At 67.0% G+C, this 17,763-nt stretch carries 19 protein-coding genes; 12 read left to right on the forward strand and 7 right to left on the reverse strand.

Annotated elements, in window-relative coordinates:
- Positions 1-19: 19 nt before the first annotated feature.
- Together M0R88_RS17780 and M0R88_RS17785 are read right to left on the reverse strand one after the other, a co-directional pair.
- Positions 20-1,474, reverse strand: a complete 1,455-nt coding sequence (locus tag M0R88_RS17780) for an extracellular solute-binding protein (RefSeq protein WP_368409396.1) — start codon at positions 1,472-1,474, stop codon at positions 20-22.
- A 273-nt stretch (positions 1,475-1,747) separates the two neighbouring features.
- On the reverse strand, positions 1,748-2,725 hold the full coding sequence (locus M0R88_RS17785) for an aldo/keto reductase (RefSeq protein WP_368409397.1): 978 nt from the start codon (positions 2,723-2,725) through the stop codon (positions 1,748-1,750).
- 129 nt (positions 2,726-2,854) lie between these two features.
- Here M0R88_RS17785 and M0R88_RS17790 point away from each other — a divergent pair, with 129 nt between their 5' ends.
- Positions 2,855-3,835 (forward strand): DUF8054 domain-containing protein, encoded by a 981-nt coding sequence (locus tag M0R88_RS17790; RefSeq protein ID WP_248654759.1) that lies wholly within the window; start codon positions 2,855-2,857, stop codon positions 3,833-3,835.
- A gap of 66 nt (positions 3,836-3,901) precedes the next feature.
- Here the strand turns inward: M0R88_RS17790 and trmB are convergent, their stop codons facing one another.
- Positions 3,902-4,957, reverse strand: coding sequence for an HTH-type sugar sensing transcriptional regulator TrmB (gene trmB / locus M0R88_RS17795; protein WP_248654760.1), 1,056 nt, complete (start codon positions 4,955-4,957; stop codon positions 3,902-3,904).
- A gap of 235 nt (positions 4,958-5,192) precedes the next feature.
- On the opposite strand from trmB, the gene M0R88_RS18695 reads away from it, so the two are divergent.
- Positions 5,193-5,315: a hypothetical protein gene (locus M0R88_RS18695; RefSeq protein WP_256468571.1), complete on the forward strand. Its 123-nt coding sequence runs from the start codon at positions 5,193-5,195 to the stop codon at positions 5,313-5,315.
- Positions 5,316-5,396: 81 nt separating this feature from the next.
- On the opposite strand, the gene M0R88_RS17800 is transcribed toward M0R88_RS18695, so the two are convergent.
- Entirely contained in the window at positions 5,397-6,140 is a 744-nt protein-coding gene (locus M0R88_RS17800) for a proteasome assembly chaperone family protein (protein ID WP_248654761.1), read from the reverse strand.
- 168 nt (positions 6,141-6,308) lie between these two features.
- On the opposite strand from M0R88_RS17800, the gene M0R88_RS17805 reads away from it, so the two are divergent.
- Positions 6,309-7,328: a mechanosensitive ion channel family protein gene (locus M0R88_RS17805; protein WP_248654762.1), complete on the forward strand. Its 1,020-nt coding sequence runs from the start codon at positions 6,309-6,311 to the stop codon at positions 7,326-7,328.
- Positions 7,329-7,373: 45 nt separating this feature from the next.
- On the opposite strand, the gene M0R88_RS17810 is transcribed toward M0R88_RS17805, so the two are convergent.
- On the reverse strand, positions 7,374-7,778 hold the full coding sequence (locus tag M0R88_RS17810) for a universal stress protein (RefSeq protein ID WP_248654763.1): 405 nt from the start codon (positions 7,776-7,778) through the stop codon (positions 7,374-7,376).
- A 27-nt stretch (positions 7,779-7,805) separates the two neighbouring features.
- Positions 7,806-9,191, reverse strand: a complete 1,386-nt coding sequence (locus tag M0R88_RS17815) for a bifunctional metallophosphatase/5'-nucleotidase (RefSeq protein ID WP_248654764.1) — start codon at positions 9,189-9,191, stop codon at positions 7,806-7,808.
- 99 nt (positions 9,192-9,290) lie between these two features.
- Between M0R88_RS17815 and M0R88_RS17820 the strand changes: the two genes are divergently transcribed.
- Genes M0R88_RS17820 through M0R88_RS17830 form a run of 3 tightly spaced genes read left to right on the forward strand, consistent with a single transcriptional unit; the run spans position 9,291 to position 10,468 of the window.
- Positions 9,291-9,530 carry a DUF5816 domain-containing protein gene (locus M0R88_RS17820; RefSeq protein ID WP_248654765.1) on the forward strand — a complete coding sequence of 80 codons (240 nt, stop codon included), beginning with the start codon at positions 9,291-9,293 and terminating at the stop codon, positions 9,528-9,530.
- Positions 9,531-9,572: 42 nt separating this feature from the next.
- On the forward strand, positions 9,573-10,106 hold the full coding sequence (locus M0R88_RS17825) for a hypothetical protein (RefSeq protein WP_248654766.1): 534 nt from the start codon (positions 9,573-9,575) through the stop codon (positions 10,104-10,106).
- A gap of 44 nt (positions 10,107-10,150) precedes the next feature.
- A complete protein-coding gene (locus M0R88_RS17830; protein WP_248654767.1) occupies positions 10,151-10,468 on the forward strand; it encodes a DUF7116 family protein in 318 nt (105 codons plus the stop codon).
- Between the two features lie 90 nt (positions 10,469-10,558).
- Here M0R88_RS17830 and M0R88_RS17835 read toward each other — a convergent pair whose 3' ends face one another.
- Positions 10,559-11,749 carry a pyridoxal-phosphate-dependent aminotransferase family protein gene (locus M0R88_RS17835; RefSeq protein ID WP_248654768.1) on the reverse strand — a complete coding sequence of 397 codons (1,191 nt, stop codon included), beginning with the start codon at positions 11,747-11,749 and terminating at the stop codon, positions 10,559-10,561.
- A 981-nt stretch (positions 11,750-12,730) separates the two neighbouring features.
- On the opposite strand from M0R88_RS17835, the gene M0R88_RS17840 reads away from it, so the two are divergent.
- The 6 genes from M0R88_RS17840 to M0R88_RS17865 all read left to right on the forward strand — a co-directional run bounded on the left by M0R88_RS17840 (position 12,731) and on the right by M0R88_RS17865 (position 17,752).
- Positions 12,731-13,726, forward strand: a complete 996-nt coding sequence (locus tag M0R88_RS17840; RefSeq protein WP_248654769.1) for a metal-dependent hydrolase — start codon at positions 12,731-12,733, stop codon at positions 13,724-13,726.
- A 378-nt stretch (positions 13,727-14,104) separates the two neighbouring features.
- Positions 14,105-14,713 carry a hypothetical protein gene (locus tag M0R88_RS17845; RefSeq protein ID WP_248654770.1) on the forward strand — a complete coding sequence of 203 codons (609 nt, stop codon included), beginning with the start codon at positions 14,105-14,107 and terminating at the stop codon, positions 14,711-14,713.
- Positions 14,710-15,360: a DUF2238 domain-containing protein gene (locus M0R88_RS17850; RefSeq protein WP_248654771.1), complete on the forward strand. Its 651-nt coding sequence runs from the start codon at positions 14,710-14,712 to the stop codon at positions 15,358-15,360. The genes M0R88_RS17845 and M0R88_RS17850 overlap by 4 nt, the downstream gene beginning before the upstream one ends.
- A 135-nt stretch (positions 15,361-15,495) precedes the next feature.
- Positions 15,496-15,696: a dodecin gene (locus M0R88_RS17855; protein WP_248654772.1), complete on the forward strand. Its 201-nt coding sequence runs from the start codon at positions 15,496-15,498 to the stop codon at positions 15,694-15,696.
- A 93-nt stretch (positions 15,697-15,789) separates the two neighbouring features.
- Complete coding sequence (locus M0R88_RS17860; protein ID WP_248654773.1) at positions 15,790-16,158, forward strand: HesB/IscA family protein; 369 nt, start codon at positions 15,790-15,792, stop codon at positions 16,156-16,158.
- A 145-nt stretch (positions 16,159-16,303) separates the two neighbouring features.
- A complete protein-coding gene (locus M0R88_RS17865; protein WP_248654774.1) occupies positions 16,304-17,752 on the forward strand; it encodes a hemolysin family protein in 1,449 nt (482 codons plus the stop codon).
- The last annotated feature ends 11 nt before the right edge of the window (positions 17,753-17,763 follow it).

Genomic DNA, 17,763 nt, shown 5'->3' on the forward strand with positions numbered 1-17,763 from the left:
GGTGACTGTGTGTGTACGTCTACGCGCTCGATTCGATGGCTTCGAGTTGTGCCTGAAGCTGCGTCATCGCCTTCGAGGGGTTACCGCCCTTGCTGAACGCGCCGTTGACCTGCTGGGCGATTTTGGCGGACTCCGCGGGCCAGACCGGCGTGACCGGGCGGGGAATCGCGTTCTCGCCGGCGACGCGGAGCGGTTCGAGGTACCGGCCCATCACGGGCACCTCCTTGGCCCGCTGGGAGGTCAGCAGTTTCGGCTCCGGCGGGAGGAAGCCCAGCACCTCGAAGAGCTTGTACTTGAACTCGTCGCTCATCATCGCTTTGAGGACCTCGATGGCCGCCTCGGGGTTCTTCGAGTTGGGGTTGACCGCGTTGTGCCAGCCACCGAGCGCCGCGACCGGACCGCCCGTCATCGGATACTTGGCTTCCTGTTTGGTCTTGGCGTACGGAATCGGCATCACGCCGAGGTCCTTTCCGAGGTTGTCCTCCGAGCCACTGATGTTGATGGCGTAGGGCCAGTTGCGGTGCATCGCGGCGTCGCCGTTCGTGAACGGCTTGCGCGAGGGTTCCTCGGTCCACTGCATTACCGCGGGCGGCGCGATGTTGCCCTGATACCGGCTCAGGGTGTTTTTGGCGTTCGAGCCGTGGATGAACGTCCGGACCATCTTGATGGCGTTGACCACCTGCGGCTCGTTCACGGTGATGGGTCGGTCGCCGACCGGACCGAAGAGGTACTTCTCGGGGTTGCCGAAGTACGCCCCGCCCCAACTCGACATGAACTCGTTGAAGTCACAGCACGACAGTCCCTCGTAGGCGTTCGCTTGGAACGTGTAGCCGTACTGAAGGTCGTTGTTCTGTAGGGCCTGATTCGTGACCTGCGAGAACTTCTGCCACGTCATCGAGTCGGTGGCCCACGTGTCGAAGTCCGACTGCCCGAAGCCCGCGTTCTGCAGGTACTTCTTGTTGTACTGCATCGTCGGGAAGTCGGGGAACATCGGCACCGCGAACAGGTCGCCGTTCGGCCCCTTCGCGGTGGAGACGCTCGCCTCGAAGTACTCGTTTTCGAGCTGCTGCATGTACTCCTGGCCGAAGTTCCCGGCCTGACTCAGGTTGAGCAACTGGTTGCGAACGATGAACGGAATCGTCCACCCGCTGTCCATGTAGAGGAGGTCGGGTTTGTTCCGTCCCGCTGCGAGCCACTGCTGGTACTGGGCCCGGCGGTTGTCGGTCACCGACGGGCCGGCGAGGACGTTGACCTCGATGTCCTTCGACAGGCCGTTGTTGTACAGAATCGGTTGTAGCTCCTTGTTCCACGTCGCCCCTTGGAAGTCGGGGTCGGTGGCCCACTGGAGCGTCGTCTTCTGCCCCTGATTGTCCACGTTCCCTATCGTCCCGCTCGTGTCGGTTTGCTCCGGGTCACCCCCACCGACGCAACCGGCGAGTCCTGCCGCCGCGCCCGATGCCCCCACTGCTCGCACGAAGTTCCGGCGTGAGACGCTCCCGTCCCGACCGTCGGACTCGTGTGAACTACTGTCAACCATTCCAAGGCGAATGACCACGTTTCACCATTTATATCCTTGTGATAGTAACTACGGTTGTAGTTGTGGACTGTCAACAGTAAGGTCGGCTTTCCGTGAGGGCGTCGGCTTCGCATCCCGGTGTGTGGGCGGTCCGTCAAAACGAGTCCGAGGTGTCGCTGGGCCGACACCGAATCGCCCCCGAAAGAGCCGGTTCGCGGACGATTCGTCGGTCTACAGGTCCGCGATAACGCGAGACCAAGCAGGCTCTAACGGCGCTTCGAGTCGGTCCATCTCAGCGTCGTCGAGCGAGACGTCGAGTGCGCCGACGTTCTCTTCGAGGTGGTCGATGCTCCGCGGCCCGATTATCGGCGCGTCCACCACGTCCTTGTGGAGGAGCCACGCGAGGCTGACCTGCGCGGGCGTCGCGTCCTTCTCGTCGGCGACCTCCCGCACCGCGTCCAACACCTGCCAGTTCTCGTCGGTGAACCGCTCGTGGGTGTGTTCGTCGGTCGCGGCCCGGCCCTCGTCGGGGTCGCCGTCCCTGTCGTACTTGCCGGTCAGGAACCCGCCGCCGAGCGGACTCCACGGGATGACGCCGACTCCCTCCTCGGCGCAGACCGGCAAGACGTTCTCCTCCTCTTGGCGGTCCACGAGGTTGTACTGGGGCTGCATGCAGGAAAACCGGGCGTAGTCGTTCAGGTCGCTCTCGTAGAGCGCCTTCGTGAACTGCCACGCCGCCATGGTGGAGGCCCCGATGTACCGGACCTTCCCGGTCTCGACGAGGTGGTCGAGCGCGTGAAGCGTCTCCTCGATGGGCGTCGAGTCGTCCCAGCGGTGAATCTGGTAGAGGTCGATGTAGTCGGTGTCGAGGCGGTCGAGGCTCCCTTCGACCTGGTCGAGAATGTGCTTGCGCGAGAGACCCTGCTTGTTCGGTCCCTCGCCCATCGGCCCGTACACCTTCGTCGCAATTACCAACTCCTCGCGGTCGTACTCCGCGATGGCGTCGCCCACGATGTCCTCGCTCTCGCCGCGCGAGTAGACGTTGGCGGTGTCGAGGAAGTTGATGCCGAGGTCGATGGCGCGGTCGATTATCTCGTGGCTCTTCTCCTCGTCGCTTATCATCCACTCGCGGTCGCTCCCGAAGTTCATACAGCCGAGGCAGAACCGCGAGACTTCGAGGCCGGTGTCACCGAGCGTCGTGTACTCCATGTCTGTGTCTGGCACGGCGTGGGCTACGGCGAGGCCCGACAAAACCGTGTGGGGAGGAGCAGAACGTTCCGGAACGAAAGCGACGCCGCGTCCGGAAAACCGAAGCCTCCCGGTCCCGAAACGTCGGCCATGGACTCCCTCTACGACCGACTCCGGGACCCCTCGCACACCGGCGACCGCCGGTGCTGGCCGTGTACCGCCGTCAACGCCGCGTTACTCGTCGCCGCTGCCGCGGTCGTCGCGCGCCGACGCTCGCGGGCGCTCGCGGCGTTGCTCGGAGCCGTCGGCGCGGCCGCTATCGCCCTCCGCGGGTATCTGGTCCCCTACACACCGAGATTCGCGCCGAAGCTGGTCTCGTCTCTCCCCGGCGACCTCTTCGACCACGGCGACCCCGCTCCCGACCGCGCGTCGCGGACGCTCGGCGCGTCGGACGCGTCCGACGCGCCGGACGCCGCCGACACCTCCGACGCACCGGACGACCCGGACGCCGGGGGCGAATCCGAGGCTCCGGACGAGTCGAAGCCGTCGGAGTCCGCCCCGGACGCCTCGGGGTCGCTCGGCGACGAAACCGACGCAGACGCGGGAGAAGCGGTCCTCTCGGCGCTGCTCGAACGCGGCGTGGTCGTCACCGACGACGAGTCGGTCGCGCTCGACGAAGCGTTCCGCGAGGCGTGGCGCGCGGAGATGGAGACCCTCCGAGCGCGCGACGACGACGGACTCGCGGCCGCGCTCCGGGAGGTCGGTCCCGAGGGCGCGGTCGTGGACGTGGTGGAGTCGGGCAACTGGACCGGCGACGACGACCGGTGGTTCGTCGTCTCCGACGGGAGCGGCGACCCCGCCGCGGAGAGTTGGCTGACCTGGCCCGTCGCCGTCGCGGAGACCGCCGCGGTCCGGGCGCTGGCCGCGGAGACCGACCTCGACGCGTCGCGCCGAGCGCAGGCCGCCGGGCCGCTCCGGACGCTCCTGCGCGCCTGCCCGGTCTGCGACGGCCCCGTCGAAGAGACGACCGAAGTGGACTGCTGTGGCGGGCCGGGCGGGACTCAACCCGACGCGCCCGACGACGTACTGGCCTGCGCGAACTGCGACGCGCGACTCTACACGTTCGAGTAGTGGACGGTCGCGCGCTTCCGGTCACAGACGGCCGTTCGGCGACGAGCGGACGGGAGTATTCGGCCGTTACCGCGCCGGCGGACTGTCGCGTCCGATGCGGATTTCGTGTGCTTCGACGTCTTCGAGCGCCGCGACCTGCCCGCCGACCGTGACCACGCCGTCGTCGGTCTCTATCTTCATCCCGGCGACGCGCTCGCCAGCCTCGAACGAGAAGCCGACGACTTCGCCCTCCACGATTCGGGACGAACCGGTCTCGATGTCCCGGCCCTCGATGGTGGCGTAGAAGTCGCCGCCGAGTTCCTGCAACTCCTTCACGCAGCGCCGGATGGAGGCGTACCGGCGGGGGAACGGGCGGTCCTCGCCGTCGGCCGCGAGAGTGCGCTCGGCGGTGGTCCAGAGGACGGTGCCGAAGAACCCGGAGACGAGAAAGCCCAGCGCCGAGCGGTTGAAGATGACGCCGTAGCGGTCCTCGTCGTCGCGCAGGGCGTCTTGAGTGGCGTAGATGGAGTACTCGCCGTCCGCGACCGCGATGACGGGCGTGGTGATGCCGCGGCGAGCGCGGGCGGTCGTCGCCACGTCGAGGTAGTCGAACTCCGCGGGGTCGGGCGCTTCCGAGGCGGGCGTGACCAGCAGTTCGACGCTGACGCCCGAATCGACCACCGCGCTCAACTCGTCGCTGAACCGCTTCAGCAGGTCCGGCGTGAGCGACAGCGCGAGTTCGAACTCGGCCTCGGTGATGACCTCTTCGAGGTACCGGAGGATGGTCGAGCGCGACTTGACCAGCGAGACGGCCTCGGTCTCTCTGGCGGGCGCGGTGTATCGCGCTTCGAGTTCCGACACCATGTCCATCAGCGACGACTGGATGCCCGAGAAGGCCTCGTCGGGGTCCACTGCGATGACCTTCATCGGTCGGGACTCGCGCAACTCGACCAGTCCGCGGTCGCTGAGGCTCCGCACGGTGTCGTAGACCCGCGGTTGCGGGATGTCGGTGCGGTCGGCTATCTGGCTCGCGGTCAGGTCGCCGTGTTCCAGCACGGTGAGATAGGCGTCGATTTCGTACTCCCCGAGGTCGAACCGGTCGCCGACCTGCTCCATCGTCGCGTAGAGGTCGTCTGAACTCATGTAGGAAGCCATACTCTCGAAGGGTAAATGATTTATCCGATTTCGAGTAGCACCGATTTCCGAAAACGAGTTTCATCCTTCGCGTAGCTCCAGCGGGAAAACGGTCTAACAGTCGCTGAGACATCCGAGCGAGGATACTGGCGAGTCCGAGGACGACGCGGCAGGTCGGCACGCCACGAGTTCGCCCCGGCCTCATTTATAAACTCTCGGGACAGGCGACGCGAACCAGCAGACGATGGAGTACACACCAGCAGACGGTGCGGTAGAACTACCAGACGACCGCGAGCGAGGAGCGAGAGCGCGACGCGACGAGCGAGCGGACCAAGGAACCCTCGAAGAAGCGCCGGAGGCGTTCTGAGGGGGTGACGCAGTGTTTTTGATCAACCTTTTCCTGCGCTCCGGGCCGCCGCAGGCGGCCCTCCGCTGGCAAAAGGTTTTCTCACATGTACATCCGGCCTTCCGGACCTTCGGTCTCGGCGCTCTCGGTGAGTCGTTCGGCGAGCCCCTCGTAGTACCCCTGTATTTCCGCGGCGAACTCCTCCAGCGGGCCGGTGTCCACGTCGAGGTCGTAGATGCGCTGGGTCGCGTCGAGGAGCCGAATCGCGGCCTCGACGTCCGGGGCTTGGGCGTGGACCGGCGTGAGGAGCGTCGCGGTCCGGAGGTCCGACTCCATCCCACGGGCCACGAGTTCGGCGTTCATCCCGTCGAGGAATCCGCGTCCCATCGCCTGAATCTCGGTGTCGGCAAGGCGACGCTCGCGGTAGTCCTCGGTGGCGACGTAGAACACCTCGTGTTCCTCGGGCGCGTGGGGAATCGTGACGCCGTGGAGGACCGCGACCTCCTCGATGCCCTCGGCTTCGGTCCACTCCAATACGGCCTCACTGAACGTCTGTGCGGCCCACGCCGGAACGAACAACTCGCCGACGAGGACCGATAGGCCCGCGCCTTCGTGAGAGAAGACGCGGGTGTGGTGGCGCGGCTGGCCGTTCTCGAAGGGCGTGATGGCCGGGAGTTGGTCGGCCGTGATGTGGCCGACTTGCTCGAATTCCAAGTGGTCCACGAGATAGTCCACCGCCGTCAGGCCCGCCAGCCCGGACTGCGAGAACCCGGCGACGACCGTCTCCTGAAGGTCGTGAGCGTCGATTTCGAACGAAGCGCCTACCGACCGCGGTTCTCTACTCATGGAGACACGTACGCGAAAGCGGCCCTTAGGTCTTTGCGGGGTCGCCCGAGGCTGTTCGTCGTCGGGCACCGTCCGGCGGCGAGAGTGTGGCGGCCGACCGAGGGGCCGCGAGCGACCCGCGCTCCCTCGGGCGAAAGCGTTTTGCCAACTCCGGGAAAGGTTGGTGTCATGGTCACGGTCGCCGAGGCTATCGAGCGGTTCTTGGAGACCTACAGGAGTCTCCCCGGCGAGAACTACCTGACGGCCGCGCTGATACTCGTGGTCGCGTGGTACGGGAGCCGACTCCTGATACGGTTCCTCGGCCGACCCGTCGCTCGGCGGTTCCAACGCCCGAGTCTGACGAAGACGGTTCTCAGCGGGATTCGAGCCATCCTGATGGTCTTCGCGGCGTCGGTCGCGGCGAACCAAGTCGGGTTCAGACCGGGCGACATCCTGCTGTCGGTCACGGTGTTCTCCGCCGTGTTGGGTCTCGTCCTCGCGCCCATCATCGGGAGCGTCATCAACGGCCTGTTCCTGTTGGCCGACCAGCCCTACGAAGTCGGCGACATGATAAAGCTCGTGGACCGCGACCAGCGGGGCTACGTCGAGGACATCACGCTCCGGTACACCAAGATTTTCACGCTCGAAAACACCTTCCTCGTGATTCCGAACTCGAACATGCGCGACAGGGACGTCATCAACTACTCGGCGGAGGACACCCGGTCGCGCCTCTCGCTGGAACTGCTCGTGACCTACGAGGGCAACGTCGAGCAGGCCCGCGCCATCATGGAGCGGGCGGCCCGCGAGACCACCGAGGTCGTGGAGGGCGGGCCGGACATCCGCATCGGGAGCGCGCGCTACCCCTCCGCGCCGGTGAGTTACGTCAAGGAGTTCGCCGACCACGGCGTCCTGCTGGACCTGCGCTACTGGGTGAAAGACCCCTACTACCTGCCCCGCGTCACGTCGAAGATAAACGAGCGCATCTGGTCGGGAATCGAAGACGCGGACGTGGAGATCGCGTATCCCCACCAGCACCTCGTGTTCGACGAGACCAGCGGCACGGCGAGCGTGGAGATTTCGGAAGGCGGGCGTCGAGGTTCGGAAGGCGAGCGTCGGGCGCGGCGCGACGCCGAGACCGAATCTCCGGCCCCGCCGGACGACGAGAACGAACGCTCGCCCCCGCCCGAGGAGTTCGACTCGCCGGACTGATATCCCGTCAAAACGGAGGTCCTTCCGGCCGACCGAGGCGAACCGCTACTCCCCGCCGACCGTGAGGATTTCGGCGTCGAGTTTCTCCCGGAGGTATCCCGCGACGTCGGGGTCGGAGGTCAGTTTCCGGAGCATGCGTCGCCAGCGGCCGACCTGCTTGTGACCGATGACCACCACGTCGGCCTCCTCCGCCGCGACCTCTTCGAGGATGGTCTCCTCGACGAGGAACCCCTCGCGGACGACGTACCGCGAGCGAGCCACTCGGCCGAACTCCGATTCGACCGCGCGCTTCAACTCGGAGCGCGACACCTCTCGCCCGCGTTGATAGAGGTTGACGTGCAGGACGGTGAGCGTCGCGTCGCGCTCCTCGGCGACGCGGACGGCCTCCGCGAGCGTCCGCTTGGAGTGTTCTGTGAGCGGATACCTGACGGGGACGACGACGCGAGTCACGTCCCCGGAGACGCCGCCCGTCCCCTTCTACCTCTCGGTTACTTCCGGTCGTTCCGCGTCGCTAACTTCCGCGATTCGACCCTCGATTTCGGGCGCGACGCCGGTCTCGCGGGCGTACTCGACCAGCACCTCGTATTGGATTCCCCAACGCTCGACGCGCTGAGACTCCCGGAGCGAGGGGAACTCGTCGTCGGTGTGGAGGACGTAATCCGAGAGCGCGACCGTGTAACTCCGGTCGTCGGCGACCGGTTCGCCGCCGACTTCGACGGACTCGACGCGGTGAGCGTCGGGGTCCCACGCGACCGTCGCGCCGCTGATCTGCGCGTGCCACCAGCCCGATTCCGCGAAACCGAGGTCTGGACTGGCGGCCCACTCGAAAGCCTCTCGGAGGGCGTCTCCGGGCACCTCGGCGACGACCACGCGCTCCTCGAAGGGGGTGACGCTCACGAGGTCCGCCGCGGTAATCTCCCCTTCCAGGGGGTCGCCGGTCCGGACGCCGCCGCTGTTCTGGAGACCCACGTCGGCACCGGTCTCCTGGCGGTAGGCGTCGGCGACGAGGTTTCCGAGTCGGGACTCGCCGCCGAACAGCGTCGTCTCCGCGCGGTCGATGGGTTCCTCGACGGTGCCGACCACCTCGTTCAGGCCGGTCTCGGCGAGTCTCGTGCGCATCGCGTCGGCGACGCCCTCGTGGAGCGGCGCGTCCGCGACGCTGTGGCGCGTCACTTCGCCGGTAGCGAGGTCGATTTCGAGGACGACCGACCCGCCATCGCCGGGCCGGGTGAGCAGGGTACCGTCGATGCGGTCGCGTCGCTCGGTCGGGACGTGGCCGCCGAGGATGGCGTCGGCATCGACCGCGCGGGCCAACTCCTCGTCGCGCCGGCCGAGGTGCGAGAGGACGACCCGGTAGTCGGCGTCGAGGTCGGCCAGCGCGTCGCGGGCCGCCTCGATGGGGTCGGCGAACTCGACGGCAGTCGCCTCGGGGTTTATCGACCCGGTTCGCTCGGTGGTGACGCCGACGACGCCGACCGTCGCGCCGTCGGCTTCGAGGACCGTCGCGGGGACGACGCCCGCGTCCGCGGCGAACCGCTCGTCGGCGTCCCGGTCGGCCCAGACGTTCGCGCTGACCCACGTCTGGGGCGAGTCGGCGACGAGGTCGCGGAGCGCGGCGAGGCCGTGGTCGAACTCGTGGTTGCCGAACGTCTCCACGTCGGGTTCGACCGCGTCGAAGAAGTCGAGCGCCTGCGCGCCGTCTTCGACCAGCGCGAGGACGCCCGGCGAGGTGTCGTCTCCGGATCCCGCGAGAAGGGCGTCCTCGCCGTCGAGGTCTTCGAGGAGGCCGGCGAGTCGCCCGGCGCGCTCGGGGGTGTCGTAGACGTTCTCCACGTCGGAGTAGTGGACGAGACGGGGAGCCATTTGTTCGGCGTTGCGAGCGCCACGGTATGACTCCTTCGGGACGATTCCGTCGAGGCGAGGTCAGTACGCCTAAACGCCCGGACCGCCTACTCGGCGGTAATGGACGCGACCACGACGACAGACGGCCGGACGGTGTACGTGGCCCGCGACGAGGGCGACCGCGGGTCGAAGGGTCCGTTCTTCGTCGTCTACGGCGACGAGGCCCGCGAGAACCGGTACGGCTACCTCTGTGGCAACTGCGAGCGAATCGACAACGCGATGGACCCGATGGGTCGCATCGAGTGCAACGTCTGCGGGAACGTCCGGAAGCCGACCGAGTGGGACGCGGCCCACGAGTGAGACGGCCACTCGACTTTTGGGAGCAATTCCCTAACGTCCCCCATGACCGACGTACGAGAGGAGGTAGTCGAGGAACTCGACAGCCACAGCGAGACGCTCACGCTACACGAGTTCGTCCAGTTCGTCGAGGCCCACCACCGCGACGAGGGACGGGGAGTCGGCCGCGACCTGCTCGCAGCGTACGCCGACGCCGTCTACTTCGACGTCGATCTCGACGTGATGGACGAGCGAGTGACCGACAGCGAGGAGTGGGAGGAGGGCGAGCGACTCTACGACCTCGGTGACGGCCGACTCAGCGCCTATCCGGCCGACTGGCACGAATCGATTTCCGACAGCGGCGACATCCGCGACGTGATAGCGGTGATACAGCGGGAGGTCACCGAGGCGGAGGGCGACCAGCGCGAGGCGGTCACGGAGGAGCGGGGCGTCCCCCAACCGAAGGTGTTGCGGGTGGCCCAGACCGTCGCGGGTATCGACAACGAGACCGCCCGCCAGCGAATCAAGGAACTCCGCGAGAACGACGAAATCGAGGAGTTCGCGTCTCAGCATCGGGACCCGACGCTCCGGCTCCGGTAGCGCGCAAGAAAGTTTATTACCTTCTCCGTGCTACGCCCACACGGATGGCCACTGTTAGCACACCGCCCATCGAACAGGCGAGGACCATCTTCTCCGACTTGGGCTACACCGTCACCGGTGACGGCGAGGAGTTCCGAGCCGAACGGAAGTGGCGGGTCGTTCGCGTCACGGCCCTGACCGACTCAGAGACGACTCCGGACGACGGCGAGTTACGCTGTTTCGTAACGTGGAGCGACCGAGCGTCCGAACTTCGCCGACATCTCCGTCGGACCGACCCGGAGTACGAGTGGGCCATAATCGGCGTCCGAGAGGGCGGTGACTACGAGGTCCTTCGGGCACCGCCGAGTGCGACAGCAGCCTGAGAATTCTCGCGCCGGACCGCCGGCGCACCGTTTCGACGCGGAGCGAGCGATTCGACCGACAGGTCCGGCCTACCGCTCGCCGGGTCCGACCTATCGCTCGCCGAGTCGCTGGGCGGTCGCCGCGAGTCCGGCCTCCACGTCCACGTCCGCGCCCTGCGTGTCGAGCGCGTCGCCGAGCGCGGCCATCAGGTACGAGACCGTCTCGGCGCGCGAGGAGTAGCCCATGCAACCGATGCGGAAGATGTCGCCCTCCAAGTCGCCGAGTCCGGTGGCGATTTCGAGGTCGTACTGGTCCAGCAGGTAGCCGGTCACGTCGGTGTCCGTCACGCCGTCGGGCACGCGAACCGCGTTGAGGCTCGGGAGCCAGTAGTCGTCGGGCGCGTTCATCTCCAGCCCCATCGCCTCGACGCCCGCCTTGAGCGCGTCGGCGTTCTCGCGGTGGCGCTCCCAGCGGTCCTCGATGCCCTCCTCGGCGACGAGGCGGAGCGCCTCGCGGAGCGCGTAGACGTTCGTGATGGGCGCGGTGTGGTGGTAGGCCCGTTCGTCGCCCCAGTAGCCTTCGAGCAGCGAGAGGTCGAGGTACCACGACCGGGCGTCCTCCTCGCGCGACAGCACCTTGTCCATCGCGCGGTCGTTGAGCGTGAGCGGGGCCGCGCCGGGCGGACACGAGAGGCACTTCTGCGGGCCGGAGTAGGCCACGTCGATGTCCCAGTCGTCAACCTTCAACTCGACCCCGCCGAGCGAGGTGACGGTGTCGGCGATGACGAGCGCGTCGTGGTCATGGGCGACGCTCGTCAGTTCGGCCACGTCGGGTTGGAGGACGCCCGTGCTGGTCTCGGCGTGGACGAAGCCGAACACGTCGGGTTGGTGTTCGTCCATCGCGTCGGCGACATCGGCGGCAGCGAGCGGTTCGCCCCACGGCGCGTCCACGCGGACGACCTCGCCGCCGGCGCGGGTCGCCATCTCCGCCATCCGACCGCCGAAGTAGCCGTTCGTCGGCACCAGCATCGTATCGCCGGGTTCCACCACGTTGCCGATGGCGGCCTCCATCGCGGCCGACCCGGTGCCCGAGACCGGAATCGTCCACTGGTTGTCCGTCCGGAAGGTGTATCGCAGGAGGTCCTGCACCTCGTTCATGATGTCGATGAACGAGGGGTCGAGGTGACCGACCAGCGGCGTACTCATCGCGCGCAGCACCCGCGGGTGAACCTCGCTCGGTCCGGGACCCATCAGCGTCCTGTCCGGCGGTGTCAACTCGCCAACGTCGGGTTTCTCCACCATGTGGCGTGTTATTGCTCCGCGATGACTTAAACGGTTTCACCCCGGAAGTCCGATTATCGCGCCGTTTCGGTCGGTCCCGCGGCGCGTAACGTCGCGTTGCGCGAATCCGAGCGACTGAGACCCGGTGAAACACGGCGTTTCGATTCTAAACGGATAGAACGGTCGTGCCGGTTTATTCCGCTGACTGGCATACGTGAGGACGCCCAGACGGACGCGACGGGGGCGCGTTCGACGGGCGAGATTTACGAAACGGCACGACCGGACCCGCGGGGGACCGCGGGAGCGACCGACGGACGGCCACGACCGAAGCCCGTACGAGGGTCAACCAAACGGGGGAGGTTGGTCGGACCCCGTACGGGCACGACGCTACTGCCCGACTGAGGGCGGCCGAGCCGCGGTCGCAACCGCTTGCGCGGCGTCCCGAGCCGTCTTTCTGACGCGGCGGGCGGAGATTTCCGCCCGACCGATTACGTCACTTTCACGCACGAGAGCCGTACGTAGACGTCCTTTAGTGATATTTATCTTTTCTTTCCGTATCTACAGATATGTCTCTCGACGGTGGCGGAGGCGCTCGGCGACACGAACCACGGGCGAACGCTTCAGAGAACAGACCACGGTTTGGGTGGACTGAAAGGGGCCGCGCGGTCGCGGTCACGCGAGCGGTGCGCGGCGCATCGCGCCGCGATTGGTGAGCGGTGCAACCGCGAACCAAGCGAGTGTGACCTCGGAAGACGCGGTTTGTCTTCCGGCGGGCCGCAGGCCCGTGGTCGTCTCAGTGGCCTCTATCGGCAAGGGCATCTTCGCTTCGCTCGATACCCTTGCCGATATGTCACTGAGCGGCTGCGACCGCGCGGGGGCTTTCCACACCGTCTCTACGGCGGTTCGGTAGTCACTCCCACAAAAACCCGGATGTCACGCTATCTGCGAACGTTTCGCAGGCAGGGAGACGCTTATATCGTCCGAGCGCCAACGGACGTACCCATGATGGTCGGGCACGCGATGATCGCGTTCGCCGTAGCGACCGCCCTTACGATGCGGCGGTGGCCCAGCGAGCGCGCCCTCGCCTTCGGGGTGGTTGCGGGCGCGTTCGCGGCGATGCCGGACGTGGACATGCTCTACGCCGTCTTCGGTCTCGCGCAGGTGGGACTGGCGGGCGTCTGGACCATGACCGAGGCGTTCTGGCGGAGTTCCCACCTCGTCCACCGCGCCGTGACCCACTCGCTCGTCGTCGGCGTCGTCGCCGCGGCGGCGTTCGCGGCGGCCGTCGCGGGGCGCGACGCCGGCGACGGGTCGGCTTCGGACCGTCGTTTCGCCGCGGGCGCGTTCCACCGCCTCCTCGCGGTCGCGCTCGTCGCGGGGCTGGTCGCCGTCTCGGTCGCCGAGAGCGGACTGCTCGGCGGAGCCGTGATGGTCGCGTTCCTGCTCGCGGGCCTCGTCGTCGCCTCGCTCGCGGTCCGGTGGACCGACTTCGGCCCGCGGGAACTGCTCGCCGCGGCGTTGCTGGGCCTGCTCACCCATCCGTTCGGCGACCTGTTCACCGGAGCCCCGCCGCGGTTCCTCTACCCGCTGGACCTGCGACTGGTGACCGAGCGCGTCACCCTGCTCGCGGACCCGACGCTCAACCTGCTGGCCGTCTTCGGCGTCGAGTTGGCGACCATCTGGCTCGCGGGGTACGTCTACCTGCGCGCGACCGACCGGCGCGTCCTCGAACACGTGGACACCCGCGCGGCGTTCGGGGCCGCCTACGCCATCGCGGCGGTGGCGATGCCAGCGCCGACGCTCGACGTGTCGTATCACTTCGTGTTCTCGATTCTGGCCGTCGGCGCGGTCGGGGTCGCGCCGACCCTCCTGCCTTCCCGGTCGGTGCTGTCCGCGGAGTGGCACGAGGCCGTGACGTGGGTGCTGACGGGGCTGTCGGCGGTCTCCATCGCGGCGCTGACCTACACGCTGGTCTACGTCTCGGTGCCGCTCTTCTGAGATTTCGTTTTCTGAGAATTTGTTTCGATGGCTTTCGGGGTAGGTGAGTTGTGACGGCGTTTCTGAACGGGAGAGTCCGAACGGTGGAAATCCGAACGAGCGGCTAGTTTCAGGCTTGAGCACAGGAGCCACCGCGACCGCACTGCACCACGACGACCACGTCCTCCCCAACCGATTGCGCTTCTCGCTTCGCTGCGATGCTCATCCCTCGCGCGGTTGGCGCGACCACTGGCGGGTCGCGCCAGCACGCGCCGGGTCGAGAATCGAATCCAGTGCGCGCCGAATCGAGAATCGAATCCAGCGCGTTCGGCAACCGAACACTCGACGACCGACCCGACACCCCTTGCTTTCATATCGGGTCGCTCTCTACGACTCGCTATGGCAGGCAGTACCGGCACGCTCGACCGAGTCGTGGAGGACGAGCGCGTGAACGCGATGCTCGGTTGGGCGCTCGTCGCCTTCCTCGCGCTGGTCGCGGCCGAGGAGGTCACGGACGGCGACCTGCTGTGGGCCGGGTTCGCCGCCTTCGTCGCGGCGGTGGCGCTGGTCCCCGCGGTCGCCGACCGCGACTGGACGGTCATGCTCCCGTGGGAGGTGCTGGCGCTCTCGGCGCTCCCCGTCCTCGGACGGGCGATGGCGACGCTCCCCGAGACCTCGCGGGTGGCGACGTACCTCTCGGTCGCGGCGCTGGCGCTCGTCGTCGCCGTCGAGTTGCACGTCTTCACGCCGGTCCGGATGACCTACTGGTTCGCGGTGCTGTTCGTCGTCGTCGCCACGATAGCCACCGCGGGCATCTGGGCGGTCGTCCAGTGGCTCTCGGACCTCTATCTGGGCACCGCGTTCCTCCACAGCGAACACCGACTGATGTGGGACTTCGTGGCCGCGACCGTCATCGGCGGGATTGCCGGCGTCGTCTTCGAGTGGTACTTCCGGCGGGTCGCGCGCATCGGGGCACGACTGCCGGACGAACACGGTGAGAAGCTATGAGAGTCCGCGACCGACTCCGCATCTCCGAACGCAGACAGCGACAGGCGACCCGCGCGATGGAGGTCGCCCTCGTCGTCGTTCTGCTGGCGGGTCTCTACCGGCGGAACGTCGGTGTCGTCGTCAATTCGGGTATCGCGTTCGCCATCACGTTCCTCCCCGCGATACTCGAACGCGACTACGACATCCCGATGGACGCGGGGCTGACCCTCTGGATTACGGCCGCGGTCTTCCTCCACGCGCTCGGCACGCTCGGGCCGTACCGCGACCCGACGCTCTGGTGGTGGGACCACATGACCCACGCGCTCTCGTCGTCGCTCGTGGCGGCCATCGGTTACGCGACCACGCGCGCGCTCGACGAACACACCGAAGACATCTACCTCCCGCCGCGGTTCATGTTCGTCTTCATCCTGCTGTTCGTCGTCGCGTTCGGCGTCGTCTGGGAGGTCATCGAGTTCGGCGTCGGCGGACTGGCCTCGATTCTGGGGAGCGCAAAGATTCTCACCCAGTTCGGTCTCGAAGACACGATGAAGGACCTGCTGTTCGACATTGTCGGCGGCATCCTCGTCGCGATCTGGGGCACCGCCTACCTCTCGGACGTGGTGGGCGCGCTCACCGACCGCCTCGACCGCCGCCGAATCGGAGAGTAGTTCGCGGGAGCGCCGGGCGGACGAATCGGGCGAACGCACGGGACACATCGGGCGAACGCACCGGACGCTCGCGTCCGGTGCGCGGGCGAGCGGCCGCGTACCTTTTTGCGTCTCGCTGTCGTATCCGGAGAAGCTATGGTCTTCAAGAAGATCACGCTCATCGGCACGAGCGAGGAGAGTTTCGACGCCGCAGCGGACGACGCCATCGACCGCGCCGAGGAAACGCTCCAGAACGTGAAGTGGATCGAGGTAGACGAGTTGGGCGTCGAGGTCGCCAACGCGCCGGACCGCCAGTATCAGGCCGAGGTCACGGTCGCCTTCGAGTTGGAGGAGTAGCGAGACGGCCGCAACGAGGCGGTTCGGCTTTTCTCCCGAACGCGTTCGGCCGGCGGCGTCAACATTAACACCCCGGACGCGCAACTGTGAGGTATGAGTACCGACACCGCACCCGACGCCGACGCCACGCCGAAAATCGAGGTGACGCCGGACGCCGCCGACGAAGCCCTCGGACTCCTCGAGAGCGAGGAGTTGGACACTGGCGTCGCTGGCCTGCGCCTGTTCGTTCAGCAGGGCGGCTGTGCGGGCCTCTCCTACGGGATGCGCTTCGACGAGGAACCGGAAGAAGACGACACGGTGTACGAGCATCACGGTCTCCGCGTGTTCGTGGACCCCGCGAGCATGAACTACATCGAGGGGAGCGTCGTGGACTACGAAGACGGCTTGCAGGGCGCGGGCTTCCACGTCGAGAACCCGAACGTCGTCAGCGAGTGCGGGTGCGGCGAGAGCTTCCGGACGTAGTTCACCGTCGAGTTCGGGGGCGTCGGGTCGCAGGGGTCATTCTTATCACATCGTGAACGCTACGTGAGAGTATGATGAGACGCGACGCCGCGAGGCCGGTTTCGGACGGAACCCCGCAGACGACTGGACCCCCGCGGAGGGCCAGATGGTAGACCTAGTCTTCTCGGCCGCGCGAATCGTGCTCGCGCTCTTTCTAGTGGTACTGAACGGCTTCTTCGTGGCCACGGAGTTCGCGTTCGTCCGCATCCGGTCGACCACCGTCGAGTCGCTCGTCGAGGAGGGCGCGCCGGGCGCGTCCACGTTGCAGGCGGCCATCGACAACCTCGACGACTACCTCGCGGTGACCCAACTCGGAATCACCATCGCGTCGCTGGGCCTCGGCTGGATCGGCGAGCCGGCCGTTGCGGCGGTCCTCGAACCGGTTATAGGACCGTTCCTGCCGACGAATCTCGTCCACCTCGTCTCCTTCGCCGTGGGATTCGGCCTCATCACGTTCCTCCACGTCGTCTTCGGCGAACTCGCGCCCAAGACTATCGCCATCGCGCGCGCCGAGCGAGTCTCGCTGTTGGCCGCGCCGCCGATGAAGTTCTTCTACTACCTGTTCGTCCCGGGCATCATCGTGTTCAACGGCACGGCCAACGCCTTCACCCGACTGCTCGGCGTCCCGCCGGTGTCCGAGACCGAAGAGAGCCTCGAAGAGGAGGAACTGCTGATGGTGTTGGCGCGCTCGGGCAAGCAGGGCCACATCGACAAGGCGGAGGTCGAGATGATAGAGCGCGTGTTCGACCTCGACGACATCACCGTCCGAGAAGTCATGGTTCCGCGCCCGGACGTCGTGAGCGCGCCCGCCGACCTCCCGCTGTCGGACCTCCGAACGCTGATAATCGAGGAGGGACACACGCGCTACCCCGTCGTGAAGGCCGACGACAGCAACCAGGTCGTGGGGTACGTAGACGCGAAGGACGTACTGGAGGCGATCGACCCCGCCGACGGAGCGAGCGCGTCCGTCACGGCTTCGGACCTCGCGCGCGACCTGCCCGTGGTTCCGGAGACCGGTCGCATCAACGACCTCCTCTCGGAGTTTCAGGACCAGCAGGGACAGATGGCCGCAGTCATCGACGAGTGGGGGTCGTTCGAGGGCATCGTGACGGTCGAAGACCTCGTGGAGGTCGTCGTCGGCGACCTCCGGGACGAGTTCGACGTGGACCACCGCGAGCCCTCCATCGACCGCCGGAGCGACGGGAGCTTCTCCGTAGACGGCGGCGTCGCCGTCTCGGAGGTCAACGAGCGCCTGAACGCCGATTTCGAGGTCGCTGACTTCGACACTCTCGGCGGACTGGTACTCGACAGACTCGGGCGCGCGCCGGAGGTCGGCGACCGCATCGAGACCGACGGCTACTACCTCGACGTGGACGAGGTGGACGGCGCTCGGGTCTCGACGGTCGCGGTTCGGGAGCGGGACGCGCCGGGCGACGGAGACGGCGAGCGCGGCGACGACACGGCGACCGGAAGTGACGGTCCGGACCGCGACGTGGACGTGGACGAGAACGAGGGGCGGCAGGCGGAACCTCCGGAAGACGAGCGAGCGAACTGAACTGACCGGAT

It is taken from the genome of Halorussus gelatinilyticus (genome assembly GCF_023238445.1).
Lineage (GTDB): Archaea > Halobacteriota > Halobacteria > Halobacteriales > Haladaptataceae > Halorussus > Halorussus gelatinilyticus.

Excerpts from the sequence above, each read along its gene's own strand:
- M0R88_RS17785 (WP_368409397.1), bottom strand. The coding sequence starts at position 2,725 with ATGGAGTACACGACGCTCGGTGACACCGGCCTCGAAGTCTCGCGGTTC.
- M0R88_RS17790 (WP_248654759.1), top strand. The coding sequence starts at position 2,855 with ATGGACTCCCTCTACGACCGACTCCGGGACCCCTCGCACACCGGCGAC.
- trmB (WP_248654760.1), bottom strand. The coding sequence starts at position 4,957 with ATGAGTTCAGACGACCTCTACGCGACGATGGAGCAGGTCGGCGACCGG.
- M0R88_RS18695 (WP_256468571.1), top strand. The coding sequence starts at position 5,193 with ATGGAGTACACACCAGCAGACGGTGCGGTAGAACTACCAGACGACCGC.
- M0R88_RS17800 (WP_248654761.1), bottom strand. The coding sequence starts at position 6,140 with ATGAGTAGAGAACCGCGGTCGGTAGGCGCTTCGTTCGAAATCGACGCT.
- M0R88_RS17805 (WP_248654762.1), top strand. The coding sequence starts at position 6,309 with ATGGTCACGGTCGCCGAGGCTATCGAGCGGTTCTTGGAGACCTACAGG.
- M0R88_RS17815 (WP_248654764.1), bottom strand. The coding sequence starts at position 9,191 with ATGGCTCCCCGTCTCGTCCACTACTCCGACGTGGAGAACGTCTACGAC.
- M0R88_RS17820 (WP_248654765.1), top strand. The coding sequence starts at position 9,291 with ATGGACGCGACCACGACGACAGACGGCCGGACGGTGTACGTGGCCCGC.
- M0R88_RS17825 (WP_248654766.1), top strand. The coding sequence starts at position 9,573 with ATGACCGACGTACGAGAGGAGGTAGTCGAGGAACTCGACAGCCACAGC.
- M0R88_RS17830 (WP_248654767.1), top strand. The coding sequence starts at position 10,151 with ATGGCCACTGTTAGCACACCGCCCATCGAACAGGCGAGGACCATCTTC.
- M0R88_RS17835 (WP_248654768.1), bottom strand. The coding sequence starts at position 11,749 with ATGGTGGAGAAACCCGACGTTGGCGAGTTGACACCGCCGGACAGGACG.
- M0R88_RS17840 (WP_248654769.1), top strand. The coding sequence starts at position 12,731 with ATGATGGTCGGGCACGCGATGATCGCGTTCGCCGTAGCGACCGCCCTT.
- M0R88_RS17845 (WP_248654770.1), top strand. The coding sequence starts at position 14,105 with ATGGCAGGCAGTACCGGCACGCTCGACCGAGTCGTGGAGGACGAGCGC.
- M0R88_RS17850 (WP_248654771.1), top strand. The coding sequence starts at position 14,710 with ATGAGAGTCCGCGACCGACTCCGCATCTCCGAACGCAGACAGCGACAG.
- M0R88_RS17855 (WP_248654772.1), top strand. The coding sequence starts at position 15,496 with ATGGTCTTCAAGAAGATCACGCTCATCGGCACGAGCGAGGAGAGTTTC.
- M0R88_RS17860 (WP_248654773.1), top strand. The coding sequence starts at position 15,790 with ATGAGTACCGACACCGCACCCGACGCCGACGCCACGCCGAAAATCGAG.
- M0R88_RS17865 (WP_248654774.1), top strand. The coding sequence starts at position 16,304 with ATGGTAGACCTAGTCTTCTCGGCCGCGCGAATCGTGCTCGCGCTCTTT.